The organism is Streptomyces sp. NPDC090108 (assembly GCF_044747185.1).
Lineage (GTDB): Bacteria > Actinomycetota > Actinomycetes > Streptomycetales > Streptomycetaceae > Streptomyces.
On sequence record NZ_JBIVDQ010000004.1, the window covers coordinates 48,573 to 65,203 of the forward strand.

General features: G+C 73.1%; 19 protein-coding genes. 5 read left to right on the forward strand and 14 right to left on the reverse strand.

All coding sequences use genetic code 11. The features are described from left to right. Position 1: 1 nt before the first annotated feature. A complete protein-coding gene (recX, locus tag ACIPRD_RS15340; protein WP_401563242.1) occupies positions 2-874 on the forward strand; it encodes a recombination regulator RecX in 873 nt (290 codons plus the stop codon). A gap of 139 nt (positions 875-1,013) precedes the next feature. On the opposite strand, the gene ACIPRD_RS15345 is transcribed toward recX, so the two are convergent. The 8 genes from ACIPRD_RS15345 to ACIPRD_RS15380 all read right to left on the reverse strand — a co-directional run bounded on the left by ACIPRD_RS15345 (position 1,014) and on the right by ACIPRD_RS15380 (position 7,327). After that, positions 1,014-1,436: a rhodanese-like domain-containing protein gene (locus tag ACIPRD_RS15345; protein ID WP_356406896.1), complete on the reverse strand. Its 423-nt coding sequence runs from the start codon at positions 1,434-1,436 to the stop codon at positions 1,014-1,016. Next, entirely contained in the window at positions 1,433-1,993 is a 561-nt protein-coding gene (locus tag ACIPRD_RS15350) for a cysteine dioxygenase (RefSeq protein WP_401563244.1), read from the reverse strand. The genes ACIPRD_RS15345 and ACIPRD_RS15350 overlap by 4 nt, the downstream gene beginning before the upstream one ends. A gap of 70 nt (positions 1,994-2,063) precedes the next feature. Continuing rightward, positions 2,064-2,150, reverse strand: a complete 87-nt coding sequence (locus tag ACIPRD_RS15355; RefSeq protein ID WP_401564166.1) for a putative leader peptide — start codon at positions 2,148-2,150, stop codon at positions 2,064-2,066. Positions 2,151-2,226: 76 nt separating this feature from the next. After that, entirely contained in the window at positions 2,227-3,828 is a 1,602-nt protein-coding gene (locus tag ACIPRD_RS15360) for an FAD-dependent monooxygenase (protein ID WP_356406893.1), read from the reverse strand. Positions 3,829-4,002: 174 nt separating this feature from the next. After that, the gene (locus ACIPRD_RS15365; protein ID WP_356406890.1) at positions 4,003-4,905 is read right to left on the reverse strand and encodes an amino acid ABC transporter permease; all 903 of its coding nucleotides are present in this window, start codon (positions 4,903-4,905) and stop codon (positions 4,003-4,005) included. After that, on the reverse strand, positions 4,902-5,567 hold the full coding sequence (locus tag ACIPRD_RS15370) for an amino acid ABC transporter permease (protein ID WP_356406887.1): 666 nt from the start codon (positions 5,565-5,567) through the stop codon (positions 4,902-4,904). The genes ACIPRD_RS15365 and ACIPRD_RS15370 overlap by 4 nt, the downstream gene beginning before the upstream one ends. 75 nt (positions 5,568-5,642) lie before the next feature. Then, positions 5,643-6,476, reverse strand: a complete 834-nt coding sequence (locus tag ACIPRD_RS15375; RefSeq protein WP_356406884.1) for a glutamate ABC transporter substrate-binding protein — start codon at positions 6,474-6,476, stop codon at positions 5,643-5,645. A 74-nt stretch (positions 6,477-6,550) separates the two neighbouring features. Continuing rightward, the gene (locus tag ACIPRD_RS15380) at positions 6,551-7,327 is read right to left on the reverse strand and encodes an amino acid ABC transporter ATP-binding protein (RefSeq protein ID WP_356406881.1); all 777 of its coding nucleotides are present in this window, start codon (positions 7,325-7,327) and stop codon (positions 6,551-6,553) included. A gap of 295 nt (positions 7,328-7,622) precedes the next feature. On the opposite strand from ACIPRD_RS15380, the gene ACIPRD_RS15385 reads away from it, so the two are divergent. Further along, entirely contained in the window at positions 7,623-8,309 is a 687-nt protein-coding gene (locus ACIPRD_RS15385; RefSeq protein WP_356406878.1) for a response regulator transcription factor, read from the forward strand. A 9-nt stretch (positions 8,310-8,318) separates the two neighbouring features. Then, complete coding sequence (locus tag ACIPRD_RS15390; protein ID WP_356406875.1) at positions 8,319-9,716, forward strand: HAMP domain-containing sensor histidine kinase; 1,398 nt, start codon at positions 8,319-8,321, stop codon at positions 9,714-9,716. 54 nt (positions 9,717-9,770) lie between these two features. On the opposite strand, the gene ACIPRD_RS15395 is transcribed toward ACIPRD_RS15390, so the two are convergent. Further along, positions 9,771-10,769, reverse strand: coding sequence for a TAXI family TRAP transporter solute-binding subunit (locus ACIPRD_RS15395; RefSeq protein ID WP_356406872.1), 999 nt, complete (start codon positions 10,767-10,769; stop codon positions 9,771-9,773). A gap of 109 nt (positions 10,770-10,878) precedes the next feature. Between ACIPRD_RS15395 and ACIPRD_RS15400 the strand changes: the two genes are divergently transcribed. Next, positions 10,879-11,283, forward strand: a complete 405-nt coding sequence (locus ACIPRD_RS15400) for a MazG nucleotide pyrophosphohydrolase domain-containing protein (RefSeq protein ID WP_356406869.1) — start codon at positions 10,879-10,881, stop codon at positions 11,281-11,283. 94 nt (positions 11,284-11,377) lie between these two features. On the opposite strand, the gene ACIPRD_RS15405 is transcribed toward ACIPRD_RS15400, so the two are convergent. From ACIPRD_RS15405 to ACIPRD_RS15425, 5 genes are all read right to left on the reverse strand, one after another. Beyond that, positions 11,378-12,931, reverse strand: a complete 1,554-nt coding sequence (locus ACIPRD_RS15405) for a hypothetical protein (protein ID WP_401563250.1) — start codon at positions 12,929-12,931, stop codon at positions 11,378-11,380. Between the two features lie 221 nt (positions 12,932-13,152). Beyond that, positions 13,153-13,620 (reverse strand): MarR family winged helix-turn-helix transcriptional regulator, encoded by a 468-nt coding sequence (locus tag ACIPRD_RS15410; protein WP_401563252.1) that lies wholly within the window; start codon positions 13,618-13,620, stop codon positions 13,153-13,155. A 24-nt stretch (positions 13,621-13,644) separates the two neighbouring features. Then, on the reverse strand, positions 13,645-14,004 hold the full coding sequence (locus ACIPRD_RS15415; protein ID WP_356406860.1) for a DUF6204 family protein: 360 nt from the start codon (positions 14,002-14,004) through the stop codon (positions 13,645-13,647). Positions 14,005-14,116: 112 nt separating this feature from the next. Further along, positions 14,117-14,719 (reverse strand): PaaI family thioesterase, encoded by a 603-nt coding sequence (locus tag ACIPRD_RS15420; protein WP_401563255.1) that lies wholly within the window; start codon positions 14,717-14,719, stop codon positions 14,117-14,119. 210 nt (positions 14,720-14,929) lie between these two features. After that, positions 14,930-15,229, reverse strand: a complete 300-nt coding sequence (locus tag ACIPRD_RS15425) for a putative quinol monooxygenase (protein ID WP_401563258.1) — start codon at positions 15,227-15,229, stop codon at positions 14,930-14,932. 251 nt (positions 15,230-15,480) lie between these two features. On the opposite strand from ACIPRD_RS15425, the gene ACIPRD_RS15430 reads away from it, so the two are divergent. Next, positions 15,481-16,440 (forward strand): GlxA family transcriptional regulator, encoded by a 960-nt coding sequence (locus ACIPRD_RS15430; protein ID WP_401563261.1) that lies wholly within the window; start codon positions 15,481-15,483, stop codon positions 16,438-16,440. The last annotated feature ends 191 nt before the right edge of the window (positions 16,441-16,631 follow it).

Below are 16,631 nucleotides of genomic sequence, written 5' to 3' on the forward strand. Positions count from 1 at the left end.
CGTGACGCGACGAACCGACTGGGCCGAGTACGAGTACGCCGACTCCGGTGCCTCACGGGGGAGGGGCACCGGAGCCGACCCGCGCTCCGCCGCGGCCGGTGACGACGGGCACGAGGACGCGGGGTACGCGGGACACGGCGGACACGGGGACGGGCGGTACGCCGGCCCCGGGGCCGGCGGCGGACATCAGGACGACGAGCCCCACGGGGGCGGCTCGTCGGGCCGGGGTCTCCGGGGTGGCGAGGAGCCACTGGACGCCGAGGGACCACGGGGCGGCCGGAGGCGTGGCCGCCGCCGGCGCGGCTTCGGCGATCCGTCCGGGGAGGACGAAGACGCCCCTTCCTCGTCGAGGGCCGAGCGGGGGGAGTCCTCGGGAGACCCGGCCGAGCGGGCGCGGGCCATCTGCCTGCGCCTGCTCACCGGGACCCCGCGCACCCGCAAGCAGCTCGCGGACGCCCTGCGCAAGCGGGAGATCCCCGAGGAGGTGGCGGAGGAGGTGCTCTCGCGGTTCGAGGAGGTCGGGCTGATCGACGACAGCGCCTTCGCGGACGCCTGGGTGGAGTCGCGGCACCACGGCCGGGGGCTCGCCCGGCGCGCGCTCGCCCGCGAACTGCGCACCAAGGGCGTCGAGTCGACCGTGATCGACGAGGCCGTCGCCCAGCTCGACTCCGAACAGGAGGAGGAGACGGCCCGGGACCTGGTCGCGCGCAAGCTCCGGGCCACCCGTGGCCTCGATCGCGACAAGCGGATCCGCCGCCTGGCCGGCATGCTCGCCCGCAAGGGCTATCCCGAGGGCATGGCCCTCCGTGTCGTCCGCCGGGCGCTGGAGGAAGAGGGAGAGGACACGGAGTTCCTGGAGAGCGACGGGTTCTGACGGCCGGCCACCTGGCACCTCGGCCCGGTGGGTGACGCGTCGGCTCCGCGACGCGCCGCCCCCAAGACGCGCCGCCCCCAAGACGCGCCGCCCCCAAGACGCGCCGACCCCGTGACGAGCAGGTCCCGTGCGTGACGCGTCAGCCCTCTGCCGTGCCCGCCTCCCGCACCGGCAGCCCCGCCGCACGCCACGCCTGGAAGCCGTCCACCAGGTCCGTCGCGCGGTGCAGGCCCAGCTGATGCAGGGAGACCGCCGCCAGGCTGGAGGCGTAGCCCTCGTTGCAGATGACCACGACACGCAGGTCGTGCCCCGTGGCCTCGGGGATGCGGTGACTGCCCTGCGGGTCGAGACGCCACTCCAGCTCGTTGCGCTCGATCACGACGGCGCCCGGGATCAGCCCGTCCCGCTCGCGCAGCGCCGCGTACCGGATGTCGACCAGCAGGGCCTCACCGGCGCGCGCCTCCTCGTGGGCCTGCCGCGCCTCGACGCGCCGGTAGCCGGTGCGCACCCGCTCCAGCAGCTCGTCGATGCCGACCGCTCCTGCCCGCGTACCGCCGCTCAACTCCAGTCCTCCGGGCGTTCGACCTGCTCCAGGCGGAGTACCTGGCCGGTGCGACTGTAACGACGGATCCGCGGCAGCGGCGGGTAGTAGGCGTGGACGGAGACCGCGTGTCGGGCGGGCGACTCGTTGAGCACCTCGTGCACATGGTGGCGACCGAAGCCGCGTCCCTGGCCCGGGGCCAGACGGCGTGTGCGGTCCACGCCGTCGGAGAGTTCGAGGGTCTTCCAGCCGTCGGTGGGCAGCCGGGCGGCCAGCGCGTTCTCCCTGAGTTCGCCCGACGCGGTGACGAAGGCGCCGACCGAGTCGGCGTGATCGTGCCAGCCCGTGCCGGAACCGGGCGGCCAGCCGATCAGCCACGCCTCGCTGCCGCCCGGGCCCGTCAGCCGCACCCAGGTGCGGCCCTCGGGGTCGAGCGGGAGGGAGGCGATCAGCGCGGCGTCGGTGGCGGCACGCCGTACGAAGGCGAGGAGGTCGGCCTGCGAGGGCGCCGGACCGGTGGCCGGCGCGGCGGCGACGGGCACGACGGCAGCGGGGGACAAGGGAGGCAAGACAGACACGTGCACCGTCCTGAGGAGAGTTCGCCGAACGGGCGCACGACGGCGCCCGGAGAAGAGGAGGGAAGCGAATTCAGCGGGACGGGCGACACATGCAGCCCGCATAGCGGACGAGGTCCATATGGACCCTCCGCCACAGGCGCACACAGGTGTCGGTCACGATCCGGAGTACAGCACGCGGCCGTACTCCGGTCAATCGAACGTCACCATGTGGACGGAGCGCGCCGGGTGCGCGGTCAGCGCACGGGAGAACCGGCCTCCGCGTCCTCCTTCACGGCACCGCCCAGCGCGGCCTCCGCGGCCGCGTACAGATCGGCCGGGCGGACCCCGCTCAGCGCGGTGACCAGATGGCCGTCGGGCCGTACCAGCAGCACGCTGTGCGCCGGCGCGCCCGGGTAGGTCTCGGCGACCAGCAGTTCGGCCGGGTGCGGGAGCGCGGTGACCGCGGCCGCGAGCCGCGGCATGACCCCGGCCGACATCCAGTGCCTGCGGTCCCACACGCCCGTGCCCGGCGCGATCAGCACGACGAGCAGCGCGCCGCGGCCGAGCCGGTCGCGCAGCCGTACGAAGGACCCGTCCTCCGCGGTGACCCGGACATCGGTCACCGGGGCGCCGGGCGCGGTGCCGACCGGGATCTCGGCCTCTAGGTCCCGGGGCGTGAGCGGCGAGCCGGCGTACGTGCCCGGCGCGCCCAGGGGCCCGCGCCCCAGGTGGCCGTCCGTGAGGAGCAGGTCGTGGTTGCGGGCCGTGCCGGGCACGTAGTGCCGCAGTCCGCCTCCGCCGCGCAGGACGGGCAGCGCCTGGTCGGCGGCGCGCAGCCGGGCGGCGACCACCGCGCGCCGCTCGGTCTGGTAGCTGTCCAGCAGCGCCTCGCACGGGCCGTGATGCCAGGCCGTGGCCAGCTTCCAGGCCAGGTTGTCGGCGTCCCTGAGGCCCTCGTCGAGCTCCTGGGTGCCGAGGGTGCCGAGCAGGTGGGCCGCGTCGCCGGCGAGGAAGACCCGGCCGGCGCGCCAGCGGCGGGCGAGGCGGTGGTGCGCGGTGTGCACACCGGTGTCGAGGAGGTCGTACGCCGGTGTGGAGCCCTCGGTCCACCCCGCGAGGGTCTCGCGGATCCGGGAGACCAGCAGTTCCGGCGTGACGAGGTCCTTGCCGGGCGGCAGCAGCCAGTCCAGCCGCCACACGCTGTCGGGCAGCGGACGGGCGGTCACCTCTCCGGCCGTCGGCCCGGACGACCGCCACGGCGGCAGCCGGTGGAGCAGTGCCTCCCCTTCCCAGGGGAGTTCGGCGCGCAGGGCGGCGACCGCGTGCCGCTCCACCGCCGTACGGCCGGGGAAGCGGATGTCCTGGAGCTTGCGCACGGTCGAGCGGGGGCCGTCGCAGCCGACCAGGTAGCTGCCGCGCCACCACGTTCCCTGGGGGCCGCGCGTGTGCGCGCTGACGCCGGAACGCTCCTGCTCGATCGCGTCGAGCCTGCTGTCGGCGGCCACCTCGACGAGCGGCTCGGCCGCGGCGGCGGCGCGCAGGGCGCCGGTGAGGACGTGCTGGGCGATGTGCAGCGGGGCGGTTCCGTCCGCCGGGAAACGGGTCTCGCTCATCACCTGCCTGCGCCGCAGCGACCGCCATCCGGTCCAGTGCAGTCCGTGCTCACCGGGAGCGGCTCCGGTCAGCCGTTCCAGCAGGGCGGCCGTGTCCTCGCGCAGGACGACGGTGCGCGCCGGGCGCGGCTCGTCCTTGCCGGGACCCTCGTCCAGGACGACGGACGGCACCTCCTGGCGGGCCAGCGCCAGGGCGAGCGTGAGCCCGACAGGCCCCGCTCCGACGATGATCACCGGGTCCACGGCGCGGCGCCCCCTGCCCGCAGCGGTGCGGTGACGGATGCCGGTGAACAGGAAGGTGAAGCGGGGTGCACGATCACAGAACGTATGCAACCCATTGGCAGAGTTTGCGTCAAGTGCCCAGAGGCAGTGGCGATCAAGCCGCTGCCTCTGGAGGTCATGCTATTTGAGTGATCGTCAGTTTCGCACGTCGGTGTCGGCCGCGGCCGCGTCCTTCTCGACGACGGTCGCCACGTCCTGGGCTCCGAGCACCGCGCCGGTCGACTTCTTGCTCCGCCGCAGCCACTGCTCCAGCCGGCTCGCGAACGAGGTCAGGGAGAAGTTGATGAGGACGAAGATGACACTGACCGCGGTGAACGAGGCGAGGGTGTTGGCGCCGTAGTAGGCGCTCATCGTGCTCGCCGAGGCGAGCAGCTCGGGGAAGGTGAGGACCGCGCCGCCGAGTGCGGTGTCCTTCACGATCACGACGAGCTGGCTGACGATCGCCGGGAGCATCGCGGTCACGGCCTGCGGCAGCAGGATGAGGCGCATGACCTGCCCCTTGCGCAGGCCGATCGCCATGGCCGCCTCGGACTGGCCCTTCGGCAGGGTGAGGATGCCCGCGCGGACGATCTCGGCGAGCACCGACGCGTTGTACAGCACCAGGCCGGTGACCACCGCGTACAGCGGGCGGTCGTCCGAACTGACGTCGGTGTACATCGCGTACAGCGCGTTCCCGAAGATCATCAGGACCAGTACGGGTATCGCGCGGAAGAACTCGACGAGGGCCGCGGCCGGGACGCGTACCCACGCGTGGTCCGAGAGGCGGGCGATGCCGAGCGCGGCACCCAGCGGCAGCGCGATGACCATGGCCAGCGCCGCGGCCTTGAGGGTGTTCTGCAGACCGGGCCAGACGTACGTGGTGTAGGCCTCGGAGCCGAACAGCGGCTTCCAGAGCACCCAGGCCAGCTGGCCCTTCTCGTCGAGGGCCGAGTACACCCACCACACGACGACCGCGAGGACCGCCAGGAAGGCCGCCGTGTACAGGATGTTGCGCCGCTTGGCGCCGGGACCCTGGGCGTCGTACAGGACAGAGCTCATCGCTTCACCGCCACCTTCTTGCCCACCCAGCCGAGGATCAGACCGGTCGGCAGCGTCAGGCAGCAGAACCCGAAGGCGAAGACCGCGGAGATGAGCAGCAGCTCCGCCTCGTTCTCCACCATCTTCTTCATCAGGAACGAGGCCTCCGCCACGCCGATCGCGGCGGCCACCGTCGTGTTCTTCGTCAGCGCGATCAGTACGTTGGTCAGCGGACCGACGGCGGCGCGGAAGGCCTGCGGAAGGACGACCAGCCCCAGCACCTGGGTGAAGCTCAGGCCGATGGCCCGTGCCGCCTCCGCCTGTCCGACCGGCACCGTGTTGATGCCGGCGCGGATCGCCTCGCACACGAAGGCCGAGGTGTAGAGGACCAGCCCGAGCACGGACAGCCGGAAGTTGACCGTGTCGACCACGTCCGAGCCCAGGCTCACGCCCAGCGTCTGGTACAGGCCGAGCGAGCTGAACAGGATGATCACCGTGAGCGGGATGTTCCGCACGATGTTCACGTAGGCGGTGCCGAAACCGCGCATCAGCGGCACCGGACCCACCCGCATGGCAGCCAGCAAGGTGCCCCAGACCAGGGAGCCGACGGCGGACAGCAGCGTGAGCTGCACGGTCGTCCAGAAGGCGCCCAGCACGTCGTACTTGTCAAGAAAGTCGAACACGATCTCCCGCGCTTCCGCGTGTAGGGATGCCCGGGCGCGCCGCCCTCACGGACGGCGCGCCTGCCGGGCGTTGCCTCAGCTCTTGATCTCGCCGATCTTCGGGGCGGGCTCGTTCTTGTACTGGGCCGGGCCCAGGTTCTTGTCCACGGCCTTCTGCCAGGAGCCGTCGGAGACCATGTCCTCGAGAGCCTTGTTGATCTTGGCCTTGAGGTCGCTGCCCTTCTTGACGCCGATGCCGTAGTTCTCGTTCGTCATCTTCAGGCCGCCGAGCTTGAACTTGCCCTTGAACTGGGCCTGGGCGGCGTAACCGGCGAGGATCGAGTCGTCGGTGGTCAGGGCGTCGATCGCCTTGCTCTGCAGACCGGTCAGGCAGGCCGAGTACGTCGGGTACTGCAGCAGCTGGGCCTTGGGGGCCAGCTTGTCGTGCACGTTCTGCGCCGACGTCGAGCCGGTCACCGAACACAGCTTCTTCTTGTTCAGGTCGGCCGGCGTCTTGACGGAGCTGTCGTCCGCGCGGACCAGCACGTCCTGGTGGGCCAGCAGGTAGGGGCCGGCGAAGTCGACCTTCTGCTGACGCTCCGGGGTGATCGAGTACGTGGCGGCGATGAAGTCGACGTCACCGCGCTGCAGCATGGTCTCGCGGTCGGCGCTCTTCGACTCCTTCCACTCGATCTGGTCCGGCTTGTAGCCGAGCTTGCCGGCGATGTAGGTGGCCACGTCCACGTCGAAGCCCGCGTAGCCCTGCGGGGTCTTCTGGCCGAGGCCCGGCTGGTCGAACTTGATGCCGACGGCGATCTTCTTGCCACCGCCGGAGGCGCCGTCGTCCTTCTTGTCACCACCGCACGCGGTGGCCGACAGGGTGAGGGCGAGTACGACGGCCGAGGCGGCGGTGACCTTGCGGAGCTTCATCGTGAACATCCTTCGGGTGGTGAGGAACGCGGTCCGTGAGGGAGCGGGGCCCGGTGCGCGCGGGCCCCGTCCCGTCAGTGGTGCAGGATCTTGGACAGGAAGTCCTTGGCCCGGTCGCTGCGCGGATTGCTGAAGAACTGCTCGGGCGCCGCCTCTTCGACGATGCGGCCGTCCGCCATGAAGACGACACGGTTCGCGGCCGAACGCGCGAAGCCCATCTCGTGGGTGACGACGATCATCGTCATGCCCTCACGGGCCAGCTGCTGCATGACCTCGAGGACCTCGTTGATCATCTCGGGGTCGAGCGCGGAGGTCGGCTCGTCGAAGAGCATGACCTTCGGGCCCATGGCCAGCGCGCGGGCGATGGCGACACGCTGCTGCTGGCCACCGGACAGCTGCGCCGGGTACTTGTCGGCCTGCGCGCCCACCCCGACCCGGTCGAGCAGGGCACGCGCCTTCTCCTCGGCCTGCTTGCGCTCCGTGCCGCGGACCTTGAGCTGGCCCAGCATCACGTTCTCGAGCACGGTCTTGTGCGCGAAGAGGTTGAAGGACTGGAACACCATCCCGACGTCCGCCCGCAGCCGGGCCAGCGCCTTGCCCTCCTGGGGCAGCGGCTTGCCGTCGATGGTGATGGTGCCGGAATCCATCGTCTCCAGGCGGTTGATGGTGCGGCACAGGGTCGACTTCCCGGACCCGGAGGGTCCGATGACCACGACGACCTCGCCGCGGGCGATCGTCAGGTCGATGTCCTGGAGCACGTGCAACGCGCCGAAGTGCTTGTTGACGCTCTTCAGGACGACCAGTTCGTCCGACGCGACCACGTCTTCCTTGGCCACCGATACTTCGGTCATCGCTCTCGGGCTCCGTCCTCCTCGGTTTCGGTGGACAGTAGTGAGCCCCGGTGACCAGCGTCATCACATCTGAGGTGAATCTGAGCATCACGATCCGATAGCAATCGGACACGTGTCGTAGCACTTGCCTTCCCCGCGCGTTGCGGCCGGATAACGGAACCCCCGGGCAACCCGAACCCTCTTGACGCCGTCTTGGTCCATCGGCATCACTGCCATGGTGCACGCGCGCGGGTGCGCGGCCCACCGCCCGGACGAGAACCGGAACCGTACGACCACCGAACCGGAGGGAGACGTCATGAGACTGCTGCTCGTAGAGGACGACAACCACGTCGCCGCGGCGCTCTCGGCGATCCTCGCCCGCCACGGTTTCCAGGTCACCCACGCGCGCAGCGGCGAGGAGGCCCTCCAGGCCCTCGTCCCCGAGGGCGACGGATTCGGCGTGGTCCTGCTCGACCTCGGACTGCCCGACCAGGACGGCTACGAGGTGTGCGGCAAGATCCGCAAGCGCACCAGCACCCCGGTCATCATGGTCACCGCCCGTTCCGACGTCCGCTCCCGCATCCACGGGCTCAACCTGGGCGCCGACGACTACGTGGTGAAGCCCTACGACACCGGTGAACTGCTGGCCCGGATCCACGCCGTCAGCCGGCGCACCGTGCACGAGGACCCCGCGGCGGCCGGTGAGGACGCCCTGCTGCTCGGCCCGGTCCGCATCGAACTGCCCACCCGGAAGGTGCTCGTGGACGGCGCGGACGTCCAGCTGACCCGCAAGGAGTTCGACCTGCTCGCCCTGCTCGCGCAGCGTCCCGGCGTGGTCTTCCGGCGTGAGCAGATCATCAGCGAGGTGTGGCAGACGAGCTGGGAGGGCACCGGGCGCACCCTGGAGGTGCACGTCGCCTCCCTGCGCGCCAAACTGCGGCTGCCCGCACTGATCGAGACCGTGCGCGGCGTCGGGTACCGGCTCGTCGCCCCGGCCCGGTAGCGGGCACAGGTGCGCACCCGGCTCCTGCCGCTGCTCATCGTCCTGATGGCCGCCGTCCTCCTCGCGCTCGGCATCCCGCTCGCCGTCAGCGTCGCCGGCGCCCAGCAGCAGAAGGTCGTCGTCGACAGGATCGACGACACCGCCCGCTTCGCGTCCCTCGCGCAGTTCGTCACCGACGCGCCGATGGGCTCCCGCCCCGCGGCCCCGGACGAGCGCCGCGAGACACTGCGCCGCGAACTGGACAGCTACTACGACGTGTACGGCATTCGCGCCGGTGTCTTCTACCGCAACGGCTCGGCCATGGCCAACGCACCGGACGACTGGTTCGTACCGCCGAAGGGGGAGGTCAGGGAGGCGTTCGACGAGGCGCTGCTCAGCCGGCGCAGCCATGACCCGCACCAGGTGTGGCCCTGGCAGCGGACGGGCGTCGTCGTGGCCTCCCCGGTCATCCGGGACGGTGACGTGGTGGCGGTCGTGGTCACCGACTCGCCCACCGGGCAGATGCGTTCACGGACGCTGCGCGGCTGGCTGCTGATCGGGGCCGGTGAGATCGCCGCGATGCTGCTCGCCGTCGGAGCCGCGCTGCGGCTGACCGGCTGGGTGCTCAAGCCCGTCGGGATACTGGACGCCACCACGCACGACATCGCCACCGGACGCCTCAAGTCGCGTGTCGCGGTCGCCGGCGGCCCACCGGAACTCAGACGTCTGGCGCGGTCGTTCAACGAGATGGCCGACCACGTCGAGGATGTGCTGGAGCAGCAGCGCGCCTTCGTCGCCGACGCCTCGCACCAGTTGCGCAACCCGCTCTCCGCGCTGCTGCTGCGCATCGAACTCCTCGCTCTCGAACTGCCCGAGGACAACGAGGAGATCGCCTCCGTCCGTACCGAGGGCAAGCGTCTCGCCCAGGTCCTGGACGACCTGCTCGGACTCGCGCTCGCCGAACACGCCGAGGCCGACCTCCGCCTGACCGACATCGGCGCGCTGGCCGGGGAGCGGGTGGCCGCCTGGGCGCCCGCCGCCCGGGCCAGGGACGTCCGGCTGACCGGCGACTGCCCGCCCACCACCGCCTGGGCCGACCCGATCGCCCTGTCCAGCGCGCTGGACGCGGTGATCGACAACGCCGTGAAGTTCACCCCCGAGGGCGGCACGGTGGAGGTCGCCGTCCACTCCACCGGTGACACCTCGACGATCCAGGTCACCGACACCGGGCCGGGCCTCACCGACGACGAACTCGCGCGCGTGGGCGACCGGTTCTGGCGCAGCGGCCGCCACCAGAACGTCCAGGGCTCGGGCCTCGGACTGTCCATCACCCACGCCCTGCTCGCGGCCGGCGGCGGCCGTCTGTCCTACGCGCACCACGAGCCGTGCGGACTGCGGGTGACGGTGACGGTGCCCCGGCACCCGTGACCGAGCGGCGGCCGCCGGGGCCGCGGCCCCGGGTGCGTCCGCGGGCCCGTGCCGCTACGGCTTCACGGACCGGTAGTAGCGCCGGGCGCCCGCGTGCAGGGGCAGCGGGTCGGTGTAGACGGCGGTGCGCAGATCCACCAGTTGCGCGGAGTGGACGTGCGCGCCGATGCCGTCGCGGCTCTTGATCACCGTACGGGTCAGCCACTCGGTGAGCCGGGGATCCATGTCCGCCCGGGTCATCAGCAGGTTGGACACCGCGATGGTCGGCACCGAGGAGCCGTGCTGCACGGACGGATAGGCCGACTCGGGCATGTTGGTCGCCCGGTAGTAGCGCGCGGCCTCCCCGGTCGCGTGCAGACGCGTGACCAGGTCGCCGTCGATGGGCACGAACCTGAACCCGGACCTGTCCGCCAGCTCGCTCAGGCCCTTCGTGGGCAGGCCGCCGGACCAGAAGAAGGCGTCGATCCGGCCCTGCCGCAGCCGGTCGGGCCCGGTGTCTATGCCCTCGGCGACCGGGGTGATGTCCTTGTGCGGATCGATGCCGGCGGCCCTGAGCACCCGGTCCGCGATCAGCCGCACCCCGGAGTTCGGCAGTCCCACGGCCACCCGCTTGTGCCTCAGGTCGGCGACGCTGTCGACCGTGGACCCGGGCGGCACGATCAGCTGCACGTAGTCGTCGTAGAGCCGTGCCACCCCGCGCAGCCGGGCGCCGCTGCCGGGATGGTTCAGCTCGTACGTCTCCACCGCGTCGGCCGCCGCGATGGTGAAGTCGGCCCGGCCGGACGCCACCCGCTGGACGTTCTCCTGGGAACCGGCGCTGTTCAGCAGCTTCACCGTGAGCCCGGGCATGTCCTTGGCCAGCTCGGTGCGCAGCCGCTCGCCGTACTCCTGGTAGACGCCCCGGGGCGTGCCCGTGCTGAACACGATCGTGCCGCCCGGCGGCTTCTCGCCCAGCGGCAGCAGCCACCACAGCAGCAGCCCGAGGACCACGGCACCGACGGCCGCGATCCCCAGCACGCCGCGCCTGCCGGGGGAGGGGAACACCTGGGACATGCGGGCGATCCTGCCAGCCGCGTGCGGGGCTGACCAGGGGCGGGGGGCGGCCGCGGGGCCCTGTGGAAAACCTGGAGGCGCTGTCCGGGGTGCCCGTTACAGTCGACGCATGAGCACTTCGCCCGCCCGCCTCGTCCACGAGTTCCACCACGCCTTCGGTCTCGACGCCCGCGTCACGCCGTCCGCGGTGTCCCCCGGACTGGCCGCGCACAGAGGCGAGTTGCTGGCCGAGGAGGCCGCCGAGGTGGCCGAGGTGTCGGTCGAGGGCCCGCTGGACCGGCTCGCGCACGAACTGGCCGACGTCGTGTACGTGGCGTACGGCACGGCGCTGGTCCACGGCATCGATCTCGACCAGGTGATCGCCGAGATCCACCGCGCCAACATGAGCAAGCGGGGTCCCGGCGGTGAGATCGCCCGCCGTTCCGACGGCAAGGTCCTCAAGGGGGAGCACTACCGGGCCCCCGACGTGGCGGCGGTCCTGCGCCGCCAGGGGTGGGTGCCCGGCGAGGGGTGACGCCGGGCGCGCGCCGTGCGCGGCCCGCCGTGCGCACGGCGGCCGGGCGGCCCGGGACAGGTGACGCGTCCGTGCCGCCCTGCCGCGTCCGACGTCACGTCAGCGAACCGCCCGCGAGCCTCTGTTCGTGGTGCAGCGAACCCAGCGGGACGCTCCGCTGGAGCACCGGGGTGCCGAAGAGCGACAGCTGGATCCGCAGCGTGCCGGACAGGTCGACGCCCCCGTACACCTGCCAGACGCCGTGCGCCCTGGCTCCCCGGGCGGCGGGGGAGGGGGCGGCCCGCTTGCCGGTGCCGGCGCCGGAGTCCTGGTGGGCGGGCGTGGTGGTGCCGCTGTGCGTGCCGGTGCCGGTGCCGCTTCCGGTTCCGACGGTGACGGAGGCCTCGCCGCGCAGATACGGCGCGAGGTCGGCGGTGACGCCGACGGTGCCGTAGAGGCCGACGGAGGCCTCGGCGCCGAGGGCGGTCCGCAGCCGGCCGGCGGTGGTCAGGGAGGCCCGTACGGGCGTACTCGTCACGTCGGTGGAGCTGACCGGCGTCCACCCCTTGGCCGGGCCGAAGGTGCCGCCCGCCCTGAAGCCGCCGTGGACCGTCTGCGCCATGTCGACGCTCACACGGCCGTCGCCGTCGATCTGGACGTAGCAGGTCAGGTCGAGGCTGACGACCACGGGCACCGGGCCGACCTGGAGCACCGGGTCGGCGTGCAGTTCGGCGAACGGGATCCGCACCGGGGTTCCGCCCCCGGCGGCGGCCCGCCCGGTGACCGACCAGCCGGAGGTCCAGCGCCCGGACACGCCGAGGTAGGCCGAGCCCGGTGCCGCGTGGGTGCCCGTGCCGCCGTAGGTGAAGTCGACCCGTGGCGCGACCTGGACGAAGCCGGACACCGAGGCGGTGGCCGGGACCGGGGTGCCCGGGGCCGTCGGCACCTTGGCGCCGACGTCGACGCGGAGGCTGCCGAGCGGCACGGTCGCGCCCTCGGGGCCGATGTGGACGCCGCCCGGCTTCGACCAGGAGACCTTGACGCCGGGGAGCAGCTTGCGGACGTCGAAGGCGGCCGGGGCGACCGGGACCGTGCCCTTGGCCGTGCCGTCGCCCAGCACCGAGTTGAGCGCGGCCGGTTCGGTCTGCACCTCGGTGCCCCGGTCCGTGCGGCCGATCACCTCGGTGACCCGGGCCAGCAGCCCGTGCGGCGCGCCGGGTGCCGGGGCGCTGGCGATGACATCGCCCACGGCGGCCTCGTGCGGCGCCGCCGGGGGAGCGGGCGCGGGCGACGACGGCGCGGGGGACGAGGGTCCGGGAGAGGGCGGTGCGGGGGTGGCCGGCGACGGGGATGCGGGGCTCCCGGCGCCGCCGGAGATGACGGCGCGGCGGGTCCGGGCGTCGTAGGAGCTGACGGTGAGCGTGGTCCTGTGCGCGTGCCGGCCGGAATCCCGCGGACCGGCGGTCGCGGCGGTCGCCCCGGGGGCCGCGGGAGCCGCCGCGACGGTGAGCGAGCGGTCCGGGTCGGCGCCCGAGGCGTCGGTGACCCGGATCGCCCGGTCGTGTCCGGCGGGCCGCTCCGCGGTGTGCGGGGCGGCCGACGAACAGCCGGCGGAGAGCAGAAGGGTGGTGGCGGCGAAGGCGGGCAGCAGGGCGCGCCCGTGCCTCATGCGTCTGCGCAAGGTCGGTCCTGGAGGAAGTGGGGGGGTGCTGAGGTCACACCACGGACGTGCCGGTGACGGTTCGTACCGGCCAGTAACAACGTGATGGGGCATGAGGATGCCATGACCTCGGGCACCGGGCCCCCACAATCCGGCCACCTCCCAAGTCGGCCCGAAGCGGGGCGACTCGGCGCCCGGCGGCGTCCGGGAACGGGCGGCCGCGGCGGGTGTCAGCGGGCCGGGCCGCCGTGTTCCGGCAGGCCGGTGCCGCCGAGCCGGGACAGGAGCCCGGACAGGGTCCCGATGTCCTGCGCGTTCCACTGCGGCGCGGCGAAAAGTCCGGCGGCGGTCTCCTCCGCCGTCCCGCGCATCTCCGCCAGCAGCCTCCGGCCCGTGTCCGTGAGCGCCGCGTGGGCCACGCGCGCGTCACGGGCGTCCGGTTCGCGGCTCACCAGTCCGATCCGCTCCAGGGGTGCCAGCGCGCGGGTCACTCCGGAAGCGGTCAGTCCCACCGCCTCGGCCAGGTCGACCCGGCGCATCCGGCCGCCGGGCGCCTGCCCGAGCCGCAGCAGCAGGGTGAAGTCGGCCAGGCTCACGCCGTGCAGACCGCTCAGGCGGGCGTCGAACCGCCGGGCCAGGGCGGCCTGAGCCCGGATCAGCCGGAGCGACGCGTCCAGGGCGTCGGCGGCGTCAGTCATTGACATCTCCTTGAGTACTCAAGTTCATGAGCCGACGATACGGGCGTTGCGCCGCCGGCGCTTGCCCAGGGGGGCCTGGGAGAGGTCCTCGGCGGTGGAGCGGAGGTTCTTGAAGTCGTAGCCGCGCCCCGTCAGCCACGCCCGCGCGGACTCCTCGGCCTGCTCCGTCGCCTCCAGGATGTCCTCCTCTTCCTCTCCGGTGGCGGAGAAGCGGAAGGTGAAGGCGGGGCGCGCGGCGATGTCGTAGCTGAGGTGCCCCTCGGGCCTGAAGGCGGCGTGCAGCATGTCGTGCTCGGCGGCCTCGGCCAGCAGTTCGGCGCGCTGTGCGTCGGTGAGGCCGGTGAAGGCGCCGCGCACGGTGATGCGGAAGGTCCGTGTACTCATCGGACGAGCCTAGGCGCATCGCGCGGCGTCACTCCACCGGTTTTCGACCGCTCAGGCCGGCGGCCGGCACCGGCTGCCGCCTGCCGGTTGTGAGCCTGTGAGCCCTCTGCCGTCAGCCGGTGCCGGGCAGTGCGAAGACGGCGCAGGTGGTCGTCCCGTGGGCGTACAGCTTCCCGTCGGCCGCGCCGGTGACACGGGCCTCCGCGGTCGCCGTGGTGCGGCCGACGTGCAGGGTGACGCCCTCGCAGCGGAGGGCCGGGGTGGTGGCGAGGACGGGCCGGACCAGGTTCACGCCGAGCTGGATGGTGGTGTAGGCGCGGCCGGCCGGCAGGGCGCTCAGTACGGCGGTGCCCAGCGCGGAGTCCAGGAGGGTGGCCAGGTAGCCGCCGTGCACGGTGCCCATGGGGTTGAGGAGGTGCTCCCCGGGTTCGCCCTCGAACACGGCCCGCCCCTCCTCGACGGCCACCAGCCGGAAGCCGAGCGTGCCGCAGACGGGGGCCTCCGGCAGGCTCCCGTCCAGGCTCATGCGGGCCAGTTCCAGCCCGGTGCGGCCGGCTGCGGTCGCGTAGCTCGCCGGGGGCTGCCAGGTGTGGGTGCGCGTACGGGTGCCGGCGGGGGCGGCCGCGCCGGGGGAGGCGTCGCGGGCCGTGCCGGACGAGGGGCCGGATGCGGTGTCGCCGGTGGTGCCGCGGTGCTGGGTGGCGGACTGCGTCATGGTGCGGGGCGTCCTTCGCGGGGTGTCAGGGGGGCGGGGTGGGGCGGGCGCGTGAGGTGTACGACGAGAAGGTGTACGACGAGAAGGTGTACGAGGAGAAGGGGGAGGGCGGGCGAGCCGGGCGGCGGCGTGGAACGCGCGCCGCCGCCCGGGTCCGCCGGCCTTGCGGCCGTGTTTCGGCGTGGCCGTGCCGCCCTGGGGCGGGCCGGGTCAGGGGAGCTTGACCGCCAGCAGGTCGACGGGCCGGATGTCCGGCGCCTCGGCCAGCATGGTTCCGGCGGCGTCCATCAGGGCGGCGGCGATCGCGCCCCGGAGGTGCCCCTGGCGGCCTTCCTCGTCCTCGAAGGTGTCGAAGACGCCGAAGGTGGTGGGCCCCTGGCGGAAGGAGAACCAGGTGACCGTGTGCTCCTCGGCCCGTGCGAGCTCGAGCGCGTCCCGCAGCAGGGCCTCGACCTTGTCGGCGTACTCCGGCTTGGCCTCGATACGGGCGAGCAGTCCGAGCTTTGCCATGGTGATCTCCGATGTCGTGTCTTCGTGGTGGTGAGAGGGACGGGACGCGGCGGGCCGCGACGTGGGCCGCCGCGCTCCGGCCGCCGTCGGCCGTCCTGGTCCTCGTGAGACCTACGGCGGCCGGCGTCCTCGTGAGGCCGACGGCGGCCGGTGCCGGGCACCATCCGGTCTCGTCCGGACATCCACGAATCTATGGGCGTCCCCGGATCGCGCCCAGTGGCGGAAACGACGCATCCGATATCGTTTCCGCCATGCGTGTAGCCGTACTCGCCTACGACGGTGTCTTCGACTCCGGACTGGCCGCCCTCCTCGACGTGCTCGCCGGGGCCAATGCCATGCGCGGCGAGCTGCCGCAGCCGCCACCCGCCTGGGACGTCTCGACGATCGGGTTCCGGCGCCGGATCCGCACGGGTGCCGGGCACCTGGTCCAGACACTGCCCGCGGGAGCGGCCGAGGGGGCGGACCTGCTCGTGGTGCCCGCCCTGGCCGAGCGGCGCCCGGACGCGCTGATCGCGCACGTCTCGGGCCCGGACGCGCTGCCCGTACGGCGTCTCGTGGCCGCGACGCGCGCGGCGGGCGTTCCCGTCGCCTCCGCCTGCACGGGCACGTTCCTGCTGGCCGAGTCGGGGATCCTCGACGGGCGCCGCGCCACGACGAGCTGGTGGCTCGCGCCGTACTTCAGGAAGCGCTACCCGGCGGTGACGGTCGACGAGAGCCGCATGGTCACCACGTCCGAGGGCGTGACCACCGCCGGCGCGGCGTTCGGGCACGTCGACCTCGCCCTCGCGGTCGTACGGACGGGCAGTCCCGCCGTGGCCGACCTGGTCGCCCGCTATCTGGTCGTGGACGAGCGGCCGTCGCAGGCGGCGTACACCATCGCCGAGGCGCTGGCGCAGAGCGATCCGACCGTCGCGGCCTTCGAGCGCTGGGCCCGCGTCCACCTCGACGAGCCCCTCTCCATCGCCGAGGGGGCACGGGCCATCGGGGTCAGCGAACGCACCCTCCAGCGGGCGGTGAGCCGCACGCTCGGCAAGTCGCCCCTCGCCTTCGTCCGGGACCTCCGTGTCGAGCGCGCCGCGCATCTGCTGCGGACCACCGGCCTGCCGCTGGACGTCATCGCCCGCAAGGTCGGCTACGAACACGCCAACACCCTGCGCGTCCTGCTCCGCGAGCGCACCGGGGAGACGGCGAGCGCGTTGCGGGGACGGTGATCCCCGGGGCTCGCGGCCCGCGGCCTCCGGCCTCCCGGCCCCTCCCGGCTTCCCGGCCCCCGGCCCCCGGCCCCCGGCCTCCCGGCCCCCGGGCCCCCCGGCCTCCCGGCCGGTCCCGGGGCTTTCCGGGAGCCGTGTCCCGGCAGCGCGACGGCCCGGCCGCCGTCCTGCCACCCCCGTACGGCGGGTGG